At 42.2% G+C, this 17057-nt stretch carries 13 protein-coding genes; 2 read left to right on the top strand and 11 right to left on the bottom strand.

All coding sequences use genetic code 11. From position 1 onward, the window contains the following. Positions 1–26: 26 nt before the first annotated feature. The 3 genes from ABJK37_RS11015 to ABJK37_RS11005 all read right to left on the bottom strand — a co-directional run bounded on the left by ABJK37_RS11015 (position 27) and on the right by ABJK37_RS11005 (position 3711). Complete coding sequence (locus ABJK37_RS11015) at positions 27–881, bottom strand: glycoside hydrolase family 11 protein (protein ID WP_348353257.1); 855 nt, start codon at positions 879–881, stop codon at positions 27–29. A 190-nt stretch (positions 882–1071) separates the two neighbouring features. Beyond that, entirely contained in the window at positions 1072–2787 is a 1716-nt protein-coding gene (locus ABJK37_RS11010) for a protein adenylyltransferase SelO family protein (RefSeq protein WP_348353254.1), read from the bottom strand. A gap of 165 nt (positions 2788–2952) precedes the next feature. After that, positions 2953–3711 carry a hypothetical protein gene (locus ABJK37_RS11005; RefSeq protein ID WP_348353251.1) on the bottom strand — a complete coding sequence of 253 codons (759 nt, stop codon included), beginning with the start codon at positions 3709–3711 and terminating at the stop codon, positions 2953–2955. 496 nt (positions 3712–4207) lie between these two features. On the opposite strand from ABJK37_RS11005, the gene ABJK37_RS11000 reads away from it, so the two are divergent. Next, positions 4208–5116 (top strand): hypothetical protein, encoded by a 909-nt coding sequence (locus tag ABJK37_RS11000; RefSeq protein ID WP_348353249.1) that lies wholly within the window; start codon positions 4208–4210, stop codon positions 5114–5116. 413 nt (positions 5117–5529) lie between these two features. On the opposite strand, the gene sucD is transcribed toward ABJK37_RS11000, so the two are convergent. The 8 genes from sucD to sdhC form a co-directional block, all read right to left on the bottom strand. Beyond that, positions 5530–6402, bottom strand: coding sequence for a succinate--CoA ligase subunit alpha (gene sucD, locus ABJK37_RS10995; protein WP_215926174.1), 873 nt, complete (start codon positions 6400–6402; stop codon positions 5530–5532). After that, positions 6402–7568, bottom strand: coding sequence for an ADP-forming succinate--CoA ligase subunit beta (gene sucC / locus ABJK37_RS10990; RefSeq protein ID WP_348353246.1), 1167 nt, complete (start codon positions 7566–7568; stop codon positions 6402–6404). Before sucC ends, sucD begins: the two co-directional genes overlap by 1 nt. Positions 7569–7689: 121 nt before the next feature. Beyond that, on the bottom strand, positions 7690–9168 hold the full coding sequence (odhB, locus tag ABJK37_RS10985) for a 2-oxoglutarate dehydrogenase complex dihydrolipoyllysine-residue succinyltransferase (protein WP_348353244.1): 1479 nt from the start codon (positions 9166–9168) through the stop codon (positions 7690–7692). Between the two features lie 9 nt (positions 9169–9177). Beyond that, positions 9178–12003, bottom strand: coding sequence for a 2-oxoglutarate dehydrogenase E1 component (locus tag ABJK37_RS10980; protein WP_348353241.1), 2826 nt, complete (start codon positions 12001–12003; stop codon positions 9178–9180). A gap of 72 nt (positions 12004–12075) precedes the next feature. Further along, positions 12076–12786, bottom strand: coding sequence for a succinate dehydrogenase iron-sulfur subunit (locus ABJK37_RS10975; RefSeq protein ID WP_348353239.1), 711 nt, complete (start codon positions 12784–12786; stop codon positions 12076–12078). An 11-nt stretch (positions 12787–12797) separates the two neighbouring features. Then, the gene (gene sdhA, locus ABJK37_RS10970; RefSeq protein WP_348353236.1) at positions 12798–14567 is read right to left on the bottom strand and encodes a succinate dehydrogenase flavoprotein subunit; all 1770 of its coding nucleotides are present in this window, start codon (positions 14565–14567) and stop codon (positions 12798–12800) included. Next, a complete protein-coding gene (gene sdhD / locus ABJK37_RS10965) occupies positions 14568–14915 on the bottom strand; it encodes a succinate dehydrogenase, hydrophobic membrane anchor protein (protein ID WP_348353233.1) in 348 nt (115 codons plus the stop codon). Next, on the bottom strand, positions 14909–15283 hold the full coding sequence (gene sdhC, locus ABJK37_RS10960; protein WP_348353231.1) for a succinate dehydrogenase, cytochrome b556 subunit: 375 nt from the start codon (positions 15281–15283) through the stop codon (positions 14909–14911). Before sdhC ends, sdhD begins: the two co-directional genes overlap by 7 nt. A gap of 468 nt (positions 15284–15751) precedes the next feature. On the opposite strand from sdhC, the gene gltA reads away from it, so the two are divergent. Next, positions 15752–17032: a citrate synthase gene (gene gltA / locus ABJK37_RS10955; RefSeq protein ID WP_215926189.1), complete on the top strand. Its 1281-nt coding sequence runs from the start codon at positions 15752–15754 to the stop codon at positions 17030–17032. Positions 17033–17057 lie beyond the last annotated feature (25 nt).

Raw genomic sequence — 17057 nt, 5'->3', positions numbered from 1 at the left:
AAACTGAGCCTTTTAGTCTCTACCTGCTAATTAGTGGCGGCATCCCATACCCGACCTGACGCAGTGCCGTCTTTAGGTGGGTTAAAGACTTCAACCGCCATCACCTGATACGTAGGATCATCACTTGCGTCAAAATTATTCATATTGGGGATCAACCAACCACTGTCAGACCACGCCTTAACATGATCTGCAAAGATAATTTTACCATCCTGACCTAAGGGTTGTGGTTCACTGGGTTTACTCCAGTATTGGTAAAAAGTAGATGTATTATTAATTGAAGGTTTTTGCTCGCGAATTGATCGATAAGTTGAATACTCGATACCGTTACTTACAAATGTTTTACCGAACACACCATCTTTACTGGGATCATAGGTCCACCTTTGCAAAATGTAATACTCGACTAGATGCGCTGGATTTGCGTGATCCATAGTTTTATCGTATCCCCAACCGTACAAGGTAACAAAATTAGCACCGCTGTCCTCGTCAAAGCGATAACCTATGACGCGATCTTTATCGCCATAATGCCACCCTGGACCACCAACATAGTTATAGCCACCACCCTGCCATTGCACGCTAAAAGCACCTTCTGTATCCATAGTTAAAGACGCCGAACCGCCATCTTTCCAATGAGTGAAGAAAAAGTCTCCTACGTGCCCTGTGGCATGGCTTCGGGTAATTTTGGTATCTTGGGTATAGTGCTGGGTATAGGCATTAAATTTGTTAATGTCTGCAACCGATTTATCATCTTTCCCAGTATTTTGTGCTGTCTGTTGTGCCACTGCTGGCGCTGTTACTTGTTCTGCTTTTTGTGTTTCAGAACAACCAAAAACGCAACTCATTAGCAGCAAAATACTTGATGCTTGTTGGATAGTAATTTTCAAAATCGACTCCTTAAATTCGATAGCTCAATGCCAATCAACCACAAAGGATTGTGACGCATTAAAATAGCAACAGATATTCTCAAAGACGTGCAATCAGTGTCTATTACGTTTTTGATTTAGCATCTTGATTTATTTCAGAGCTAACACCTCTCACAAAAAACTTATCAGTCATTAGGCAATTCTTAACATATCAAGACGAACAGCTATAGTGCGATACACCACCCGCAGCGAAAAAAGCTTGAGGTTTTAATCTGTTATATTTACTGTCAACCTCGCCCGACTGCTCATCGAATGGCTGAGTTAATATCTGTTGCAACTCGTGAACCAGTGCGAAGTCACCCTCGCCCGCTTGCTGGTAAGCAGGCACCACTAGCCATTCTCGCCAAGTGTATTTCGGATTAACTTGTTGCATTATTTGTGAAGCTTTATGCAGGTCTGGTTTGCCACTTTCATCAGTAACGATCAAGCCTTGCCATTTTTGTAACCACAGTCTCCACTGCTCAGCCAAATCAGCGGTTTCTGGACCGTAAAAACTTTTACTTAAACCAGAAATATTCTTAGGAAGTTTTACAAGTTCACGAAAGAAAATCGTGTAATCCACATAGGATTTCTCCATCAACTTTATCAATTCACTAAATATCTCAGCGTTAAAAGTTTGTAGGCCAAGCTTAGCTGCCCACATGTTTTCTAACTTATCTTGCATCACGCCGACAAACCCAAGGTTTATCTGATTTAACTGTTCGAGTGCGGCTGGCGCTGAGGCAAGTAATGGCTGTAAGGATCGACAAAACATGTTGAAATTTGTTTGCGCAGCCGCAGCTTGGTTAAAGAATGAAAAGTGCTGCCCGCCTCCGGTCCAAGGTTGGAAATTGGGTTCGAAACACTCCATAAAGCCAAAGGGTCCATAGTCGAGTGTATAACCACCGCAGGCACAATTATCGCTGTTAAAGTTTCCTTGGCAATAACCTACCCGCATCCAGTGGCTAATTAGTGTGGTTAATCGCTCACAAAACGCCATAGCTAGTTGCACAATTTGCTTTTCTAGGGCTAACTCGTGATCCACTTCATTTGCATATTCACGCTCAATCAAATGTAAAACAATCAGCTCTAGCTCTTTTAATGCTGCAGGATGAGCCTTGTAGCGAGCGCGACGAGCAAAGAGTTCAAGTTGACCTACACGTAAAAAAGAAGGTGCCACACGAGTTGATATCGCCACTGGGTTAGATACGTTTAAATCTGGGTTGGTGGCATAAGAACCTTCAGAATACCAAGGGCGATTAACTTGCTCTGATTCAGAGACAAACATACATAAAGAACGCGAAGTGGGCACACCTAACGCATACATATGCTCTTGCGCTAAAAACTCCCTGATACTTGAACGCAAAACTGCTCTGCCATCTCCACCTCGACAATAGGGTGTAGGCCCTGCCCCTTTCAACTGCATCTCCCAACGTTTGCCATTAACGACCGCTTCTACTACAGAAATCGCACGACCATCACCATAACCATTACCTGTTTGGAAAGGACATTGCTGAATGTACTCGGTACCGTAAATCGACAGCGCATAACCTGTAGCCCACCCCACCGTTCGCATCGGCATTGGCACATCAGAGATATCGCCTGAGAACACCTTAATAAAATCATCGGTACGAACAAGGCTGTCATCAAAACCTAATTCCGCAAACAATGTTTCACTGTGGGCAACATATTTAGGCTGAGCAATAGGTGTAGGTTTAACAGGTACATAATGTCCCGAAAACACCTGCCTAGGATTATAATCATCACCGGATTCGGTAGCGTCTGGATCGCAGTTCAAATCATCGACTAAAGAGTAGTCAGTTAACTTAGCTAAATCATCAAGGGTGTAAACGCTTGTAGCAGCATCAGTAATGGGTTGATTAGCCATGTAATTCAGTAAACCTTTTTGGTATCAATCAAATTTACAAGCAGTATAAGGCAGCCAAAAGACGAGAGAAACTGAATAGTACAAATAACAGCAGCAACTACTAGAAAATTGAATTCTCAAAACCTAAGTTAACTTTGTTCTGACTCAGAAATTCTAGAATGAGTATCAGGCCCATGGACTTCGTTGATGGAATTGTTGGTTTTCAGTGTAGGATCCAGACAGTTTTTGTTCGACTGTTACCCACTTTAAGTATTCCTCCAATTTTTTTTCGAATTCCTCATAGTCTTTCCACAATTTGATGTAAAGATTTGTGTATTGAACGGTTTGCGACGTGCCTATTCGATTAGCTGCAATTGCAGCAAGACAGAACCTTACCTTTTTGTTAGTTGCTTCGCGCCTACGTGCGCCATACTGTTCGTTTACCAGATTTCGGGCATCAATATCCTGTCGAATTTTGAGCAGAGTCGACAAACTACTCAGAACAGCGTTGAACCTTAGCCACTTGGCACTGGCGCTCTGACTGGAAAACAGGTCCTTACTTCGGTTTAATCGGCCTTTCATATGGTCAACCAATTTGTCCGCGACGGCTTTAGTGATCAGTTCGTAGGCTGAGCTGGGCTTTGTGAATCTCATAGCCAATTTCCCTGTTTCATCAAGACTCAAAATAATATCGGGCAGGGCCCTTTGCACTTTGCCGTAAACGGATTTGAATTTCCTTAGCCCATGATATTCCCGAGCCCGTTGAACGGCCAACTGATGCAAAGCGGGTTGTTTTCTATATATGTTCGGAAACTCATTGGGACCGTCACCTTTAGGAATTTCGTACATCGAAATAGTGAGAGGTTCCAATGCTCCAGCAGAACAAAGTTTCCTGTTGGAAGGATTAAATAGTGATGCATTACTTTGATTAGGTCCATAGCTCATTTGAACTCTCCAGTGTGATTGTTTTTTAACTAGCGCATAGAGTGGGGTTTCCTGAACGATTGTTCGCCCGTAATCTTTGGGGTTGGGTTAGTTCGACAGCCTTAACCATAATTAACGTGCCGCCATTCTGAAAACTCGCTAAAGCATAGTAAAACTTTAAATTGCCGCATAATCATTGGGTAACCATTAGCTAATCTTTTTATACTATTTATACCAATCCCTAATGATAACTACCCATTTCTCTAGGAAAAGAGCGCGCTTTTGTTAAGCCCTCAACTCAAACCTCCCCAAAACCGAAACATCAACGGGCAATCATATAAATTCACTATGCTATTTTCTTTTAATTCTGGTCCGCACCTTTTATTGCACAAAGCGAAATTGACACTTACGCACTAAAACGTGAACTTTTAGCAATGTTTTGCGGACGATAAGAAAATTGACTAGTGACTAACAGCAGTAAAATCCCCCCTCTTAATTTTTTAAGGTGCTTTACAAAATGTTTATAAGAGCCTTTTTATTAACCGTTTTACTGATGTTTTCATTCGAGCTCTATGCCACAACACAACAGACTAAGGACGAAAATGTCACTTATGCGCCACTGCCATTCGGGAAACGAATCAATTATTACTCGTCCTATCTCAATCAAGATGAAGTATTTGATATTTACTTGCCTAAGGGTCCTAATCTTTTTAGCGCATACGTTTTAATTGCAGCAACCGACATACTTGGATTGGGCTACACAGAACAAACGACCTTTGTTGATGAAATTGCGCTTGCTGCGGCAAACGGCTCGTTGAATGATAAGTTTTTATATGTAGCGTCGGCAGAATTCGAAGCTCGCAGAGAGCCAAAACACTATGAAAATGCTCGCAAGCTTGTCCAAGGATTGGCCGCGTACAAAGACAGGTTAACCTTCAAAGTTGAGCATATCGACAATTTTGGCCACTATCCGGTTGCTATTCCAGCATTTACAAACGCCTTGAATTTGATCTTTCCTCGAAATCAATTCCAGAAATTTCAAGAGTTTGATCACACTTCTGGGTTGGTACTACCCAAAGTCGTCGAGCATTATAAAACCTTAAGCGAAAGTTACGGGGTGACTATAAATGTTCCAACAGATATCACTAGAAACCCCAATTCATTGAGATCACTTGGATACAAACTATTCAAGCGACAGGAATATGCTCAAGCAAGAGAAGTATTTAACCTTTGGATCAGCGTTTCCGATAAGCACCCCAATGCCTATTTTTGGTTATCGCGAGTATTGGCTGCCGAGGGCAAACTAACCAAGGCAATCATAAATTTACAAAAAGCCATTAAACTGTCTTCAAATGACACGCCTAACAACATCGATTACTTTCAGACCGTTATGGAGCAATATAAAGAACAATTAGACGGCGAGTAACGTTTGAAAACAAGCTTCCAAAAACCGCCTACCTGTTTGGTTTATTTTAGACTTGGCCTAAACGAGTTTGATTTTCAAGAGCCAAATATGCGCACCCTCGCATGCGCATATTGTTAACTCATAATAGAGTTAATTAATTTGGGTAAAATAAGGAACTACATTGATTAAATGGACACCCTTATTAATTTTAATCTCAGTGGCAACATTATGCCTTGTGTGCAAAGCACATAAACAGAAAACCGAATCCACCTAAAAAGATCACCAGAATAATGGTATGGCCCCCCGCTTTCTAGCGGCTTCGTAAAGAGCCATGACGGCCTCATCACTTTCTTCGAAGCATAAAAAAACCCGCTAACAGCGGGTTTTTAATCTTTTATAACAATAGTATTAATATCATTAAAAATTAACGCAAATTACCAACCAGTAATTTCGCGTAAACCTTTACCGATATCAGCTAGAGAGCGTACAGTTTTAACACCTGCAGCTTCTAGTGCTTTGAATTTCTCATCAGCTGTACCTTTACCACCGGCGATGATTGCGCCAGCGTGGCCCATACGCTTACCAGCAGGAGCAGTTACACCAGCGATGTAAGATACTACAGGCTTAGTGACGTTAGCTTTGATAAATTCAGCGGCTTCTTCTTCTGCAGAACCACCAATTTCACCAATCATTACGATTGCTTCTGTTTCTGGATCGTCTTGGAACAATTGTAAAATATCGATGAAGTTAGAACCTGGGATAGGGTCACCACCAATACCAACACAGGTAGACTGACCAAAACCTTCATCAGTAGTTTGCTTAACCGCTTCGTACGTCAACGTACCAGAGCGAGAAACAATACCTACTTTACCTGGCTTGTGAATGTGTCCTGGCATGATACCAATTTTACATTCGCCTGGAGTGATCACACCTGGGCAGTTTGGACCGATCATGCGAACGCCTTTAACGTTCAAATATTCTTTAACGAATAACATGTCGATAGTTGGGATACCTTCAGTGATACAGATGATCAATTCGATACCTGCGTCTGCTGCTTCAACGATAGAGTCTTTACAGAATGGAGCAGGCACATAAATAACAGTCGCCGTAGCACCTGTTGCTTCAACCGCTTCACGTACTGTGTTAAATACCGGAAGATCTAGATGAGTCGTGCCGCCTTTACCAGGCGTTACACCACCAACCATTTGTGTGCCATAAGCAATTGCTTGCTCAGAATGGAAAGTACCTTGACCACCAGTGAAACCCTGACAGATAACTTTAGTGTGCTTATTAATTAATACAGACATTATTTGCCCTCCGCTGCTTTAACAACTTGCTGAGCGGCGTCGGTTAGACTGCTAGCAGCAATGATGTCTAGATCTGAAGCAGCTAATACTTCACGACCTAATTCTGCGTTAGTCCCTTCAAGACGAACAACAACTGGTACGTTAACACCCACCTCTTTAACCGCACCGATAATACCTTCAGCGATCATGTCACAACGTACAATACCACCAAAAATGTTCACTAATACAGCACTTACGTTACTGTCAGAAAGAATGATTTTGAATGCTTCAGCAACACGTTCTTTCGTTGCACCGCCGCCCACATCTAGGAAGTTAGCTGGCTTGCCACCGTGCAGGTTAACAATATCCATCGTACCCATAGCAAGACCGGCACCGTTTACCATGCAGCCAACGTTTCCGTCTAGTGCAACATAGTTCAGTTCCCATTTAGCTGCTTCAGCTTCACGGGCGTCGTCTTGTGATGGATCGTGCATCGCAGCAACTTTTGGTTGGCGATACGCAGCGTTGCCATCGATAGCTACTTTAGCGTCTAGGCAGTGAATGTCACCGTCATCTTTAATGACTAATGGATTGATTTCGATAAGCGCAATATCTAAGTCAACAAACATTTTTGCTAGACCTAAGAATATTTGAGTGAATTGCTTAATTTGAACGCCTTTAAGGCCCAATTTAAATGCCATTTCACGGGCTTGGTAAGGTTGCGCACCAACAATTGGATCAATCTCAGCTTTTAAGATTTTCTCAGGTGTTTCTTCAGCAACAGTCTCAATTTCAACACCGCCTTCAGTAGACGCCATGAACACTACGCGACGAGAGGTACGGTCAACAACCGCACCTAAATACAGCTCATCTGCGATATCAGTACATGATTCAACTAAGATCTTGCTAACAGGTTGACCATGTTCATCAGTTTGGAAAGTGACTAAGTTTTTACCTAACCAGTTTTCTGCAAAGGCTTTAATTTCTTCCTTTGTTTTAACTAATTTAACACCGCCAGCTTTACCACGGCCACCTGCGTGAACTTGGCATTTAACTACCCACTCACTTCCGCCAATTTTATCAGCTGCTGCTGCGGCTTCTTCTGGTGAATCTGTTGCGATCCCCTCAGAGACTGGCAAGCCGTATTCTTTGAATAACTGCTTACCTTGATATTCATGCAAATTCATGGTTTTTCTACCCGTTTAATTTAAGAAAAAAGCCGCTAATAAGCCGCTTTATTTTTATGTCATTACAAAACATAGTAACAACGACAATACAGGTGAGGAAAACCTCACCTGTATCAATTAGTTACACATCTAAAAGCAGACGTGTTGGATCTTCTAACATTTCTTTGATGGTTACCAAAAAGCCTACTGACTCTTTGCCATCGATAATGCGGTGATCATAAGACAATGCCAAATACATCATTGGCAAAATTTCAACTTTACCATTTACTGCCATAGGACGATCTTGGATTTTATGCATACCCAAAATTGCGCTTTGAGGTAGATTAAGGATAGGAGTTGACATCAACGAGCCAAACACACCACCATTGGTTATGGTGAAGTTGCCGCCCTGCATATCCGCCATGCTCAATTTACCATCACGACCTTTAAGCGCTAACTCTCTGATACCGCCTTCAATTCCGGCCATTCCTAAAGTATCTGTGTCTTTGAGTACTGGCGTTACCAATCCACGAGGCGTAGATACAGCGATAGAGATATCGAAATAATTGTGGTAACAAATGTCGTCACCATCGATAGAAGCGTTGACTTCAGGGAAACGTTTCAGCGCTTCGGTCACTGCTTTCACATAGAAAGACATAAAGCCAAGACGGATACCATGACGTTTCTCGAATTGTTCTTGATACTGCTTACGCAAGTCCATGATAGGTTTCATGTTCACTTCGTTAAACGTAGTCAACATTGCCGTGCTGTTTTTAGCTTCTAACAAACGAGTCGCAATAGTTTTACGCAAACGAGTCATAGGCACACGTTTTTCAGTACGATTACCTAAAGCAGCTACTGGCGCAGCTTCTGGTGCTGCCGCAGTTTTAGCGGCTGGCGCTTGCAATGACTTTTCAACGTCTTCTTTAGTTACACGACCGCCTTTACCGGTACCTTTAATGTTTGCAGCATCTAGACCTTTTTCAGCTAGTAATCTACGCACTGACGGGCTAAGGGCATCGTTTTCTTCAGATGTCGCTTCAACTGCAGGTGCCGCTGGTGCAGCACTGGCTCCACTACCTGCAACAAAATTTGCAATCACTTGCTCACCGGTTACAGTTTCGCCTTCAGGCGCTAAAATTTCACTTAGCGAACCGTCTGCTGGTGCTACAACTTCTAGCACAACTTTATCAGTCTCAATATCAACTAAATTCTGATCTCGAGATATGGCTTCGCCTGGCTTTACATGCCAAGTTGCAATTGTCGCATCTGCCACTGATTCTGGCAGAACAGGTACCTTAATTTCCACTGACTCACCTTTATTACCGGATGGTTGACTTGATTCTTCACTGGCTTGGGCAGGAGCGGCAGCTCCAGAGCTTGCACCTTCTTCAAAATTAGCGATAGTTTGCTCGCCGAGCACGGTCTCGCCTTCAGCTTGCAAAATCTCGCTTAAAACTCCGTCTGCAGGAGCCACAACTTCTAACACAACTTTATCTGTTTCAATATCGACTAGGTTTTGATCGCGGCTAACTTTATCACCAACCTTTACATGCCAGGTAGCGATTGATGCATCTGCCACTGATTCAGGCAATACCGGTACTTTTATTTCTATTGTCATACTGGTTCCTTATTTAATTGTTAATGCATCATCAACCAAGTCTTTTTGCTGTTGGTTGTGAACTGAAATATAGCCTACCGCAGGAGAAGCAGAGGCTTTTCTACCGGCATAGGTTAATGTAGCTGAGTTTGGAACCGCTGCCCAAAAATGATGTTGACTACAATACCAAGCACCTTGATTTTGAGGCTCTTCTTGACACCAAACCCAATCTTTAACGTGTTTGAATCGACTCACTACTTTTTCGATTTCACCATGAGGGAAAGGATAAAGTTGCTCAATTCGAATAATAGCGACATCGGTTTGTTCATTTTTACGACGTTGCTCTAACAAGTCATAATAGACTTTGCCAGAACACATCACCACTCGCTTCACTTTGCTTGGGTTAATATCATCAATTTCATCGATAACATTATGGAACACACCCTCAGCCAACTCTTCAATGCTAGATACAGCCAAAGGATGACGTAACAAAGACTTAGGTGACATAACAATCAGTGGTTTACGCATCGGACGTAACGCCTGACGGCGCAACATATTAAATACTTGTGCGGGTGTCGAAGGCACACATACTTGCCAGTTGTGATCTGCACACATCTGTAGAAAACGTTCTAATCGCGCAGAACTATGCTCTGGTCCTTGCCCTTCATAACCATGAGGTAATAACATAGTTAATCCACACAAACGCCCCCACTTGGCTTCACCAGAACTCAAGAACTGATCAATTACTACTTGTGCACCATTAGCAAAGTCACCAAATTGGGCTTCCCAAATGGTTAACGTACCAGGCTCTGCTGTTGCGTATCCAAATTCAAACGCAAGTACTGCAGCTTCAGACAAAACAGAATCATAAATTTCTATCTTGCCTTGGTCGGCGTGTAAATTAGCAAGAGGCATGTATGCAGAACCATTTGTTTGGTTATGCAAAACGGCATGACGATGGAAGAAAGTACCACGCCCAGAGTCTTGCCCTGTCATACGAATATGACTGCCTCCGTCAACAATAGCAGCATAAGCCAGATTTTCGGCCATCCCCCAATCCAGTGCTTTGTCGCCATTGACCATAGATTCACGGTCTTTATACAACTTAGCCACACGGGATTGTAGTTTATGCTCAGCTGGGAAAGTACAAAGCTTCTCGCCTAACTCTTTAATTTTTTCAACACTGATCGCGCTATCATATTGTGCATCCCAGTCATGGCCAAGGAAGGGTGACCAATCAACCGAATGTTCAGTCATTGGGCGCCATTCTTCTACCACGCAGGCTCCATGATCGAGTGCAGCGCGATAATCGCTTACCAATTTGTTAACTTCGTGCTCTTCAATACTGCCTTCAGCTATCAATTGCTCGGCATAAATTTTTCGAGGAACAGGATGTACTTTAATTTTTTGATACATCAAAGGCTGAGTTGCGTTAGGCTCATCCGCTTCGTTATGTCCGTGACGGCGATAACAGACTAAATCGATGACTACATCACGTTTAAACTGATTACGGTAATCAAGGGCTAGTTTAGTAACAAATAAAACCGCTTCAGGGTCGTCCGCGTTCACGTGAAATATCGGCGCCTGAACCATCTTAGCGATATCAGTACAATATTGAGTAGAACGAGTATCTTCGATATTAGAAGTAGTAAAACCTACTTGGTTATTAATAACAATTCGGACTGTGCCGCCAACTTGGAAACCACGAGTTTGCGACATGTTGAAGGTTTCTTGTACTACACCTTGACCCGCTATGGCGGAATCACCATGAATAGTAATTGGCAATACTACTGAACCGTCGGTACAACCGCGTCTGTCTAACCTAGCGCGAACAGAACCAATAACAACCGGATTTACTATTTCAAGATGTGACGGGTTAAAAGCTAACGCTAAGTGTAAGTTACCGCCTGGTGTAGCAAAATCAGAAGAATAACCGGCGTGATATTTTACGTCACCGGCACCAAGAGAATCATCGTGTTTACCAGAAAATTCATCAAATAACACCGAAGGATTCTTACCTAACACATTAACTAAAGTGTTAATTCTTCCGCGGTGCGCCATGCCAATCACGACTTCTTTGGTCCCCTTGCTACCAGCATGACTAATCAGGCCTTTTAACATAGGAACTAATGCATCACCACCCTCTAGAGAAAAGCGTTTTGCACCAGGGAATTTAGAACCTAGGTATTTTTCCATACCATCAGCTGCCACTAAACCTTTAAGAATACTGACTTTTTCTTCCCGGGAAATTTCTGGTTTAGCTTGTACCGATTCAATACGATGCTGAACCCAACGCTTTTGTTCAGTGTCGGTTATATGCATATATTCTGTGCCGATAGAGCCACAATAGGTACGATTAAGCGACGCAAACAACTCACCTAAAGGCATAGTCTCTTTGCCAATGGCATAAGAACCCACATTATAAGTAGTGTCGAAATCTTTTTCGGATAGGTTATGGTGAGAGAGTTCTAAATCTCTAACTCTAGGTTGTTTCCACAACTCTAGGGGATCAAGATTGGCATGTTGATGACCTCTAAATCTAAAGGCATTGATCAACTGCAATACTTTAACTTGTTTTTCGTCACCACCGCTTATATTGGATTGAGTAGCACCAGAACCAGCTCGAGCAGCAGGACCAAGCGCTGCCAAGGTTCGAAATTGATCTCGAACCTGACTGTGCTTGCTTTCAACTTCTACGCCATCAAGTTTAGGTAGGTTTTCAAAAAAACCTCGCCATTCTTCAGATACGTTTTGCGCATCATCTAGATACGCTTCATACATTTCTTCTATATAAGTAGCGTTGCCACCAGCCATGTGGGAAGAGTCCCACCATGCTTTCATCACGCTTTGTTGCATTGTCGTCCCTTGCTTTAATCAGACTTGCAATTATGTGTGCACAGGCACACGGTATTTTATTCTATGTAAATTCTATACTGCTCGTTTTAACAGCATGGATTTTATATGGCCAATCGCTTTAGTTGGGTTCAATCCCTTAGGACAAACACTGACACAATTCATAATGCCGTGACACCTAAACACACTAAAGGCATCATCTAACTCACCTAAACGCTGATCTGTTGCCGTATCGCGGCTATCTGCCAAAAAGCGATAAGCATGTAACAAACCTGCAGGACCAATAAACTTGTCAGGGTTCCACCAGAATGAAGGGCACGAGGTTGAACAACACGCACACAAAATACACTCGTATAAACCGTCGAGTTTTTCTCGTTCTTCTGGAGACTGCAAAAATTCACGAGCTGGAGCGTGATTATCATCGTTAATAAGAAACGGTTTGATCTTTTCATACTGAGTATAAAATTGTGTCATGTCCGTCACTAAATCGCGCACTACAGGCAATCCAGGTAGCGGGCGAACCACGATTTTAGACCCTTTTAGTGCCGAAAGTGGCGTTATACAGGCCAAGCCGTTTTTACCATTCATGTTAACACCGTCTGAACCACACACACCTTCTCGGCATGAACGACGGAATGACAAAGTAGGATCTTTTTCTTTTAGCGCTATTAATGCATCTAAGACCATCATATCTTGGCCTTCTTCGACCTCTAATTGATAGTCTTGCATACGAGGAGCGTCATCAACATCTGGGTTGTAACGGTAAACTGAAAAATTTAATTGCATGGTCGTTACTCCTAGTACGTTCTTGCTTTAGGCGGAAAGGCTTCACGCAATTTAGGTGTCATATTCACCTCACGTTTTATCATTGATTTGGTTTCTGGTAAATAAACAGAATGGCATAACCAATTGCTATCATCTCTATCAGGGAAATCGAAGCGGCTATGAGCACCACGGCTTTCCGTTCTGAAATTAGCTGCTGCTGCTGTTGTATAAGCAGTTTCCATCAAGTTATCTAATTCTAGACATTCAATACGCATCGTATTGAAGTCGTTACTTTTATCGTCTAGACGAGCATTCTCTAATCTTTCGCGAATTTCACCTAACTCTTTCAAACCGGTTGCCATTGCATCACCTTCACGGAATACCGAGAAGTTTAATTGCATGCATTGCTGTAAATCTTTCTTGATTTGAACAGGGTCTTCGCCTTTACCTGGCGTTGAATTTTCCCAACGGTTAAAACGAACTAAAGCCGCATCGACATCATCGCTTGACGCGCCACGCGCATCGATACCGTCAATAGCTTGACCAAGATGTAGTCCTGTTGCACGACCAAACACCACCAAATCTAACAACGAATTACCACCTAAGCGGTTAGCGCCATGTACAGATACACAAGCAATTTCACCACAGGCAAATAAGCCTTTAATGGGTGAAGAGTTACCGTTTGCGTCAATACTAAGGGCCTGTCCATCAACATTAGTTGGTACCCCACCCATCATATAATGACAAGTTGGGATAACTGGAATAGGTTCTTTTACAGGATCAACGTGAGCAAAAGTACGTGACAACTCTAAGATACCTGGTAAACGTGACTCAAGAACTTCCTTACCTAAGTGGTCGAGTTTCAACTTACAGTGCGGGCCTAAAGGACCGTCAAAACCGCGACCTTCACGAATTTCGGTCATCATTGAACGGGCTACAACGTCACGACCAGCTAAGTCTTTAGCATTTGGCGCATAACGTTCCATAAAACGTTCGCCATCTTTATTTAATAAGTAACCACCTTCACCACGACAACCTTCGGTCACTAAGGTACCCGCGCCTGCAATACCTGTCGGGTGGAACTGCCACATTTCCATATCTTGCATTGGAACACCAGCGCGAAGCGCCATACCTAGACCGTCACCAGTATTGATATGAGCGTTGGTAGTAGAAGCATATATACGCCCAGCACCACCTGTCGCTAAAACAACCGCTTTAGACTTGAAATAAACGACTTCACCAGATTCGATATCAATAGCAGTACAACCTACAACGTCACCGTCTTGGTTTTTGACTAAATCTAATGCATACCACTCACTGAATACTTTGGTTTTATTTTTAACATTTTGTTGATATAGCAAATGCAACAATGCGTGCCCTGTTCTATCCGCCGCAGCAGCAGTACGTGCACCTTGTTCACCACCAAAATTTTGTGATTGACCACCAAAAGGTCGCTGATAAATTTTTCCGTTTTCAAAACGTGAAAAAGGTAGACCCATATTTTCCATTTCAATAATGGCTTCTGGACCGGTATTACACATGTATTCGATAGCGTCTTGGTCTCCGATATAATCAGAGCCTTTCACCGTATCGTACATATGCCATTCCCAGTTATCGTCATGGGCATTACCTAAAGCAACAGTAATACCACCTTGAGCTGACACCGTATGTGAACGAGTAGGAAATACTTTTGACAACAAAGCACAAGATTTACCTGACTCTGAAATCTGCAATGCTGCGCGCATACCCGCGCCACCAGCACCAATTACGACTGCATCATACTCATGAACAGGAATACTCATTTACACACCCCACAAAACAAATAAACCAACGACTACATAAACGAATGCAATTAGGTTAAGGATAAATTGAACAAACGCACGCAAACCAGGTGCTTTTACATAGTCAGTTAAGACTTGCCACATGCCGATACGCACGTGAAACATAATTGAAACCAATGTCATAAAAGTGAAGACTTTCATCGCCAATCCAGAAAACAAATCAGTCCAAACTGCGTATGTCACTTCTGGGGTACAAATGAAAAACCATCCCATAAACAAGGAAAATGCAGTCATAATGATTGCTGTAGCGCGAATGGTTACAAAGTCTTGAACACCATTTCGTTTTAAACTTGCTTGACCGGTTACCATAATACAACTCCTACAATGATGGTTAAGATAATCCATGCTGCAATAATAACCTTGGCACTGAGATCTCCTGATTGAAGCTCTTCCCAATGCCCCATATCCATAATCATGTGCCTGACACCACCTAATACGTGGTAAATCAAGGCGGAAATGGTGCCTATCGCAACAAACCTACCTAAAGGGCCTGCCATTTGTTCTTGAACAAATTCAAACCCTTCTAAAGAAGATACAGACGTTGCCCATGCCCAGATCACAAACATCAACGCAAAAAACATTGCGACGCCTGTAATACGATGGAGAATGGAAGTAATAGCTGCAGGAGGAAAACTAATAGTATTGAGTTGTAAATTAACTGGTCTTTGTTTTTTCACGTTTATCGCTCTTTTTACCCGTAGGTGGTTTAAACATTTAGGCTAATAACATTTGCGTGTAAATTTTTTGCTATAACTTTATTTCTCATCCATAAGATTGTTATCGCTTTGTTAACAAAAAGTAAACTAAAAATAGTCTTTTCAATATGAAGCGCTGTGAGCCCCAGAAGTATATCCAGCCATTCAAATAAATACAATTATTGTTCTTTATTAAAGGTTTATAAGTAATAAGAAGTGTTTAAAATTGATAGCACCGAAATAGAATACTTGCCTAATACGAAACTTAACCAAGCTATGCTAAAATTTTATTTGCTTGGTGTGACCAAAGAAGTGAATATTTAATAAGCGGAAACGCATAAAAATTGACTTTGTAAGTCATTATAAGTTCAAATAGCGGCAATTTCCCCCCTAGTAAATAGCAAAATATGCTGTTTATCGAACACAAAACGATTCTGAGGAGAACAGTGTATGGCAGACAATAAAGCCATTTTAAAAGCGGGTGACAAAGAAATCGAACTGCCGATTTTGTCAGGAACTGCAGGCCACGATGTAATAGACATAAGGTCTCTCGGCGCTAATGGGTACTTTACCTATGACCCTGGGTTTATGGCAACTGGCTCATGTGAATCATCAATTACCTATATTGACGGTGCTAAAGGCATTCTTCTTCACAGAGGTTATTCCATTGAAGAACTAGCTCGCGACGCTGATTATATTGAAGTGGTTTATATGCTTTTGCATGACAAAACGCCAAATACTGAAGAATATAGAGAGTTCAAAGATACAATTACTCGCCACACTTTAGTCCATGATCAAGTCAATAACTTCTTCCGTGGATTTAGACGGGACGCCCATCCAATGGCAATGTTGTGCGGTACAGTGGGTGCTATGGCATCGTTTTACCATGACGATTTAAACATCAATGATCCAGAGCAACGTTTACGAAGTGCATATCGCTTAGTAGCCAAAATGCCTACACTGGTGGCCATGTGTTATAAATACAATATCGGCCAGCCATTTGTTTATCCTAGCAATAAATTAAGCTATGCAGAAAACTTCCTAAATATGATGTTTTCTGTTCCTGCTGAAGACTACAAAATCAGTCCAGCTGTTGCAAAAGCAGTAGATAGAATCTTTATTTTGCACGCCGATCACGAACAAAATGCTTCTACCTCTACAGTACGTTTGGCAGGCTCTTCTGGTGCCAACCCTTACGCTTGTATTGCTGCCGGTGTTGCTTCTTTGTGGGGACCAGCTCACGGTGGAGCCAATGAAGCCTGTTTGAATATGCTTCAAGAAATAGGCTCTGTTGACCGTATACCTGAGTTTATCGCGAGAGCGAAAGATAAAAATGACCCATTCCGATTGATGGGTTTTGGCCATAGGGTTTACAAAAACTTCGATCCGCGAGCCACTGTAATGCGCGAAAGCTGTCACGAAGTATTAGAAGAACTTAACATTGACGATCCGTTACTTAACGTAGCAATGGAGCTTGAACGTATTGCATTGAGTGACCCCTACTTTGCAGAGAAAAAATTATTCCCGAATGTTGATTTTTACTCTGGAATAATCCTTAAAGCAATTGGTATTCCTACTAATATGTTTACCTGTATATTTGCCTTAGCGCGCACTGTAGGTTGGGTATCTCACTGGCATGAAATGTTAAGCCAGCCAGGACAAAAAATTGGTCGACCACGTCAGTTGTATACTGGTGAAGCCCAACGTCCGTATAGTAAAATTGATAAATAGTTAATTATCATTTTTAAAAATAGCG

This window comes from Paraglaciecola sp. (assembly GCF_039964565.1).
Taxonomy (GTDB): Bacteria; Pseudomonadota; Gammaproteobacteria; order Enterobacterales; family Alteromonadaceae; genus Paraglaciecola.
This window is presented reverse-complemented; position numbering and strand designations above follow the sequence as displayed.

Coding starts and splice junctions, on each gene's coding strand:
- odhB (WP_348353244.1), bottom strand. CDS start 9,168: ATGACAATAGAAATAAAAGTACCGGTATTGCCTGAATCAGTGGCAGAT.
- gltA (WP_215926189.1), top strand. CDS start 15,752: ATGGCAGACAATAAAGCCATTTTAAAAGCGGGTGACAAAGAAATCGAA.
- ABJK37_RS11010 (WP_348353254.1), bottom strand. CDS start 2,787: ATGGCTAATCAACCCATTACTGATGCTGCTACAAGCGTTTACACCCTT.
- sdhA (WP_348353236.1), bottom strand. CDS start 14,567: ATGAGTATTCCTGTTCATGAGTATGATGCAGTCGTAATTGGTGCTGGT.
- sdhD (WP_348353233.1), bottom strand. CDS start 14,915: ATGGTAACCGGTCAAGCAAGTTTAAAACGAAATGGTGTTCAAGACTTT.
- ABJK37_RS10980 (WP_348353241.1), bottom strand. CDS start 12,003: ATGCAACAAAGCGTGATGAAAGCATGGTGGGACTCTTCCCACATGGCT.
- sucD (WP_215926174.1), bottom strand. CDS start 6,402: ATGTCTGTATTAATTAATAAGCACACTAAAGTTATCTGTCAGGGTTTC.
- sucC (WP_348353246.1), bottom strand. CDS start 7,568: ATGAATTTGCATGAATATCAAGGTAAGCAGTTATTCAAAGAATACGGC.
- ABJK37_RS11005 (WP_348353251.1), bottom strand. CDS start 3,711: ATGAGCTATGGACCTAATCAAAGTAATGCATCACTATTTAATCCTTCC.
- ABJK37_RS11000 (WP_348353249.1), top strand. CDS start 4,208: ATGTTTATAAGAGCCTTTTTATTAACCGTTTTACTGATGTTTTCATTC.
- ABJK37_RS10975 (WP_348353239.1), bottom strand. CDS start 12,786: ATGCAATTAAATTTTTCAGTTTACCGTTACAACCCAGATGTTGATGAC.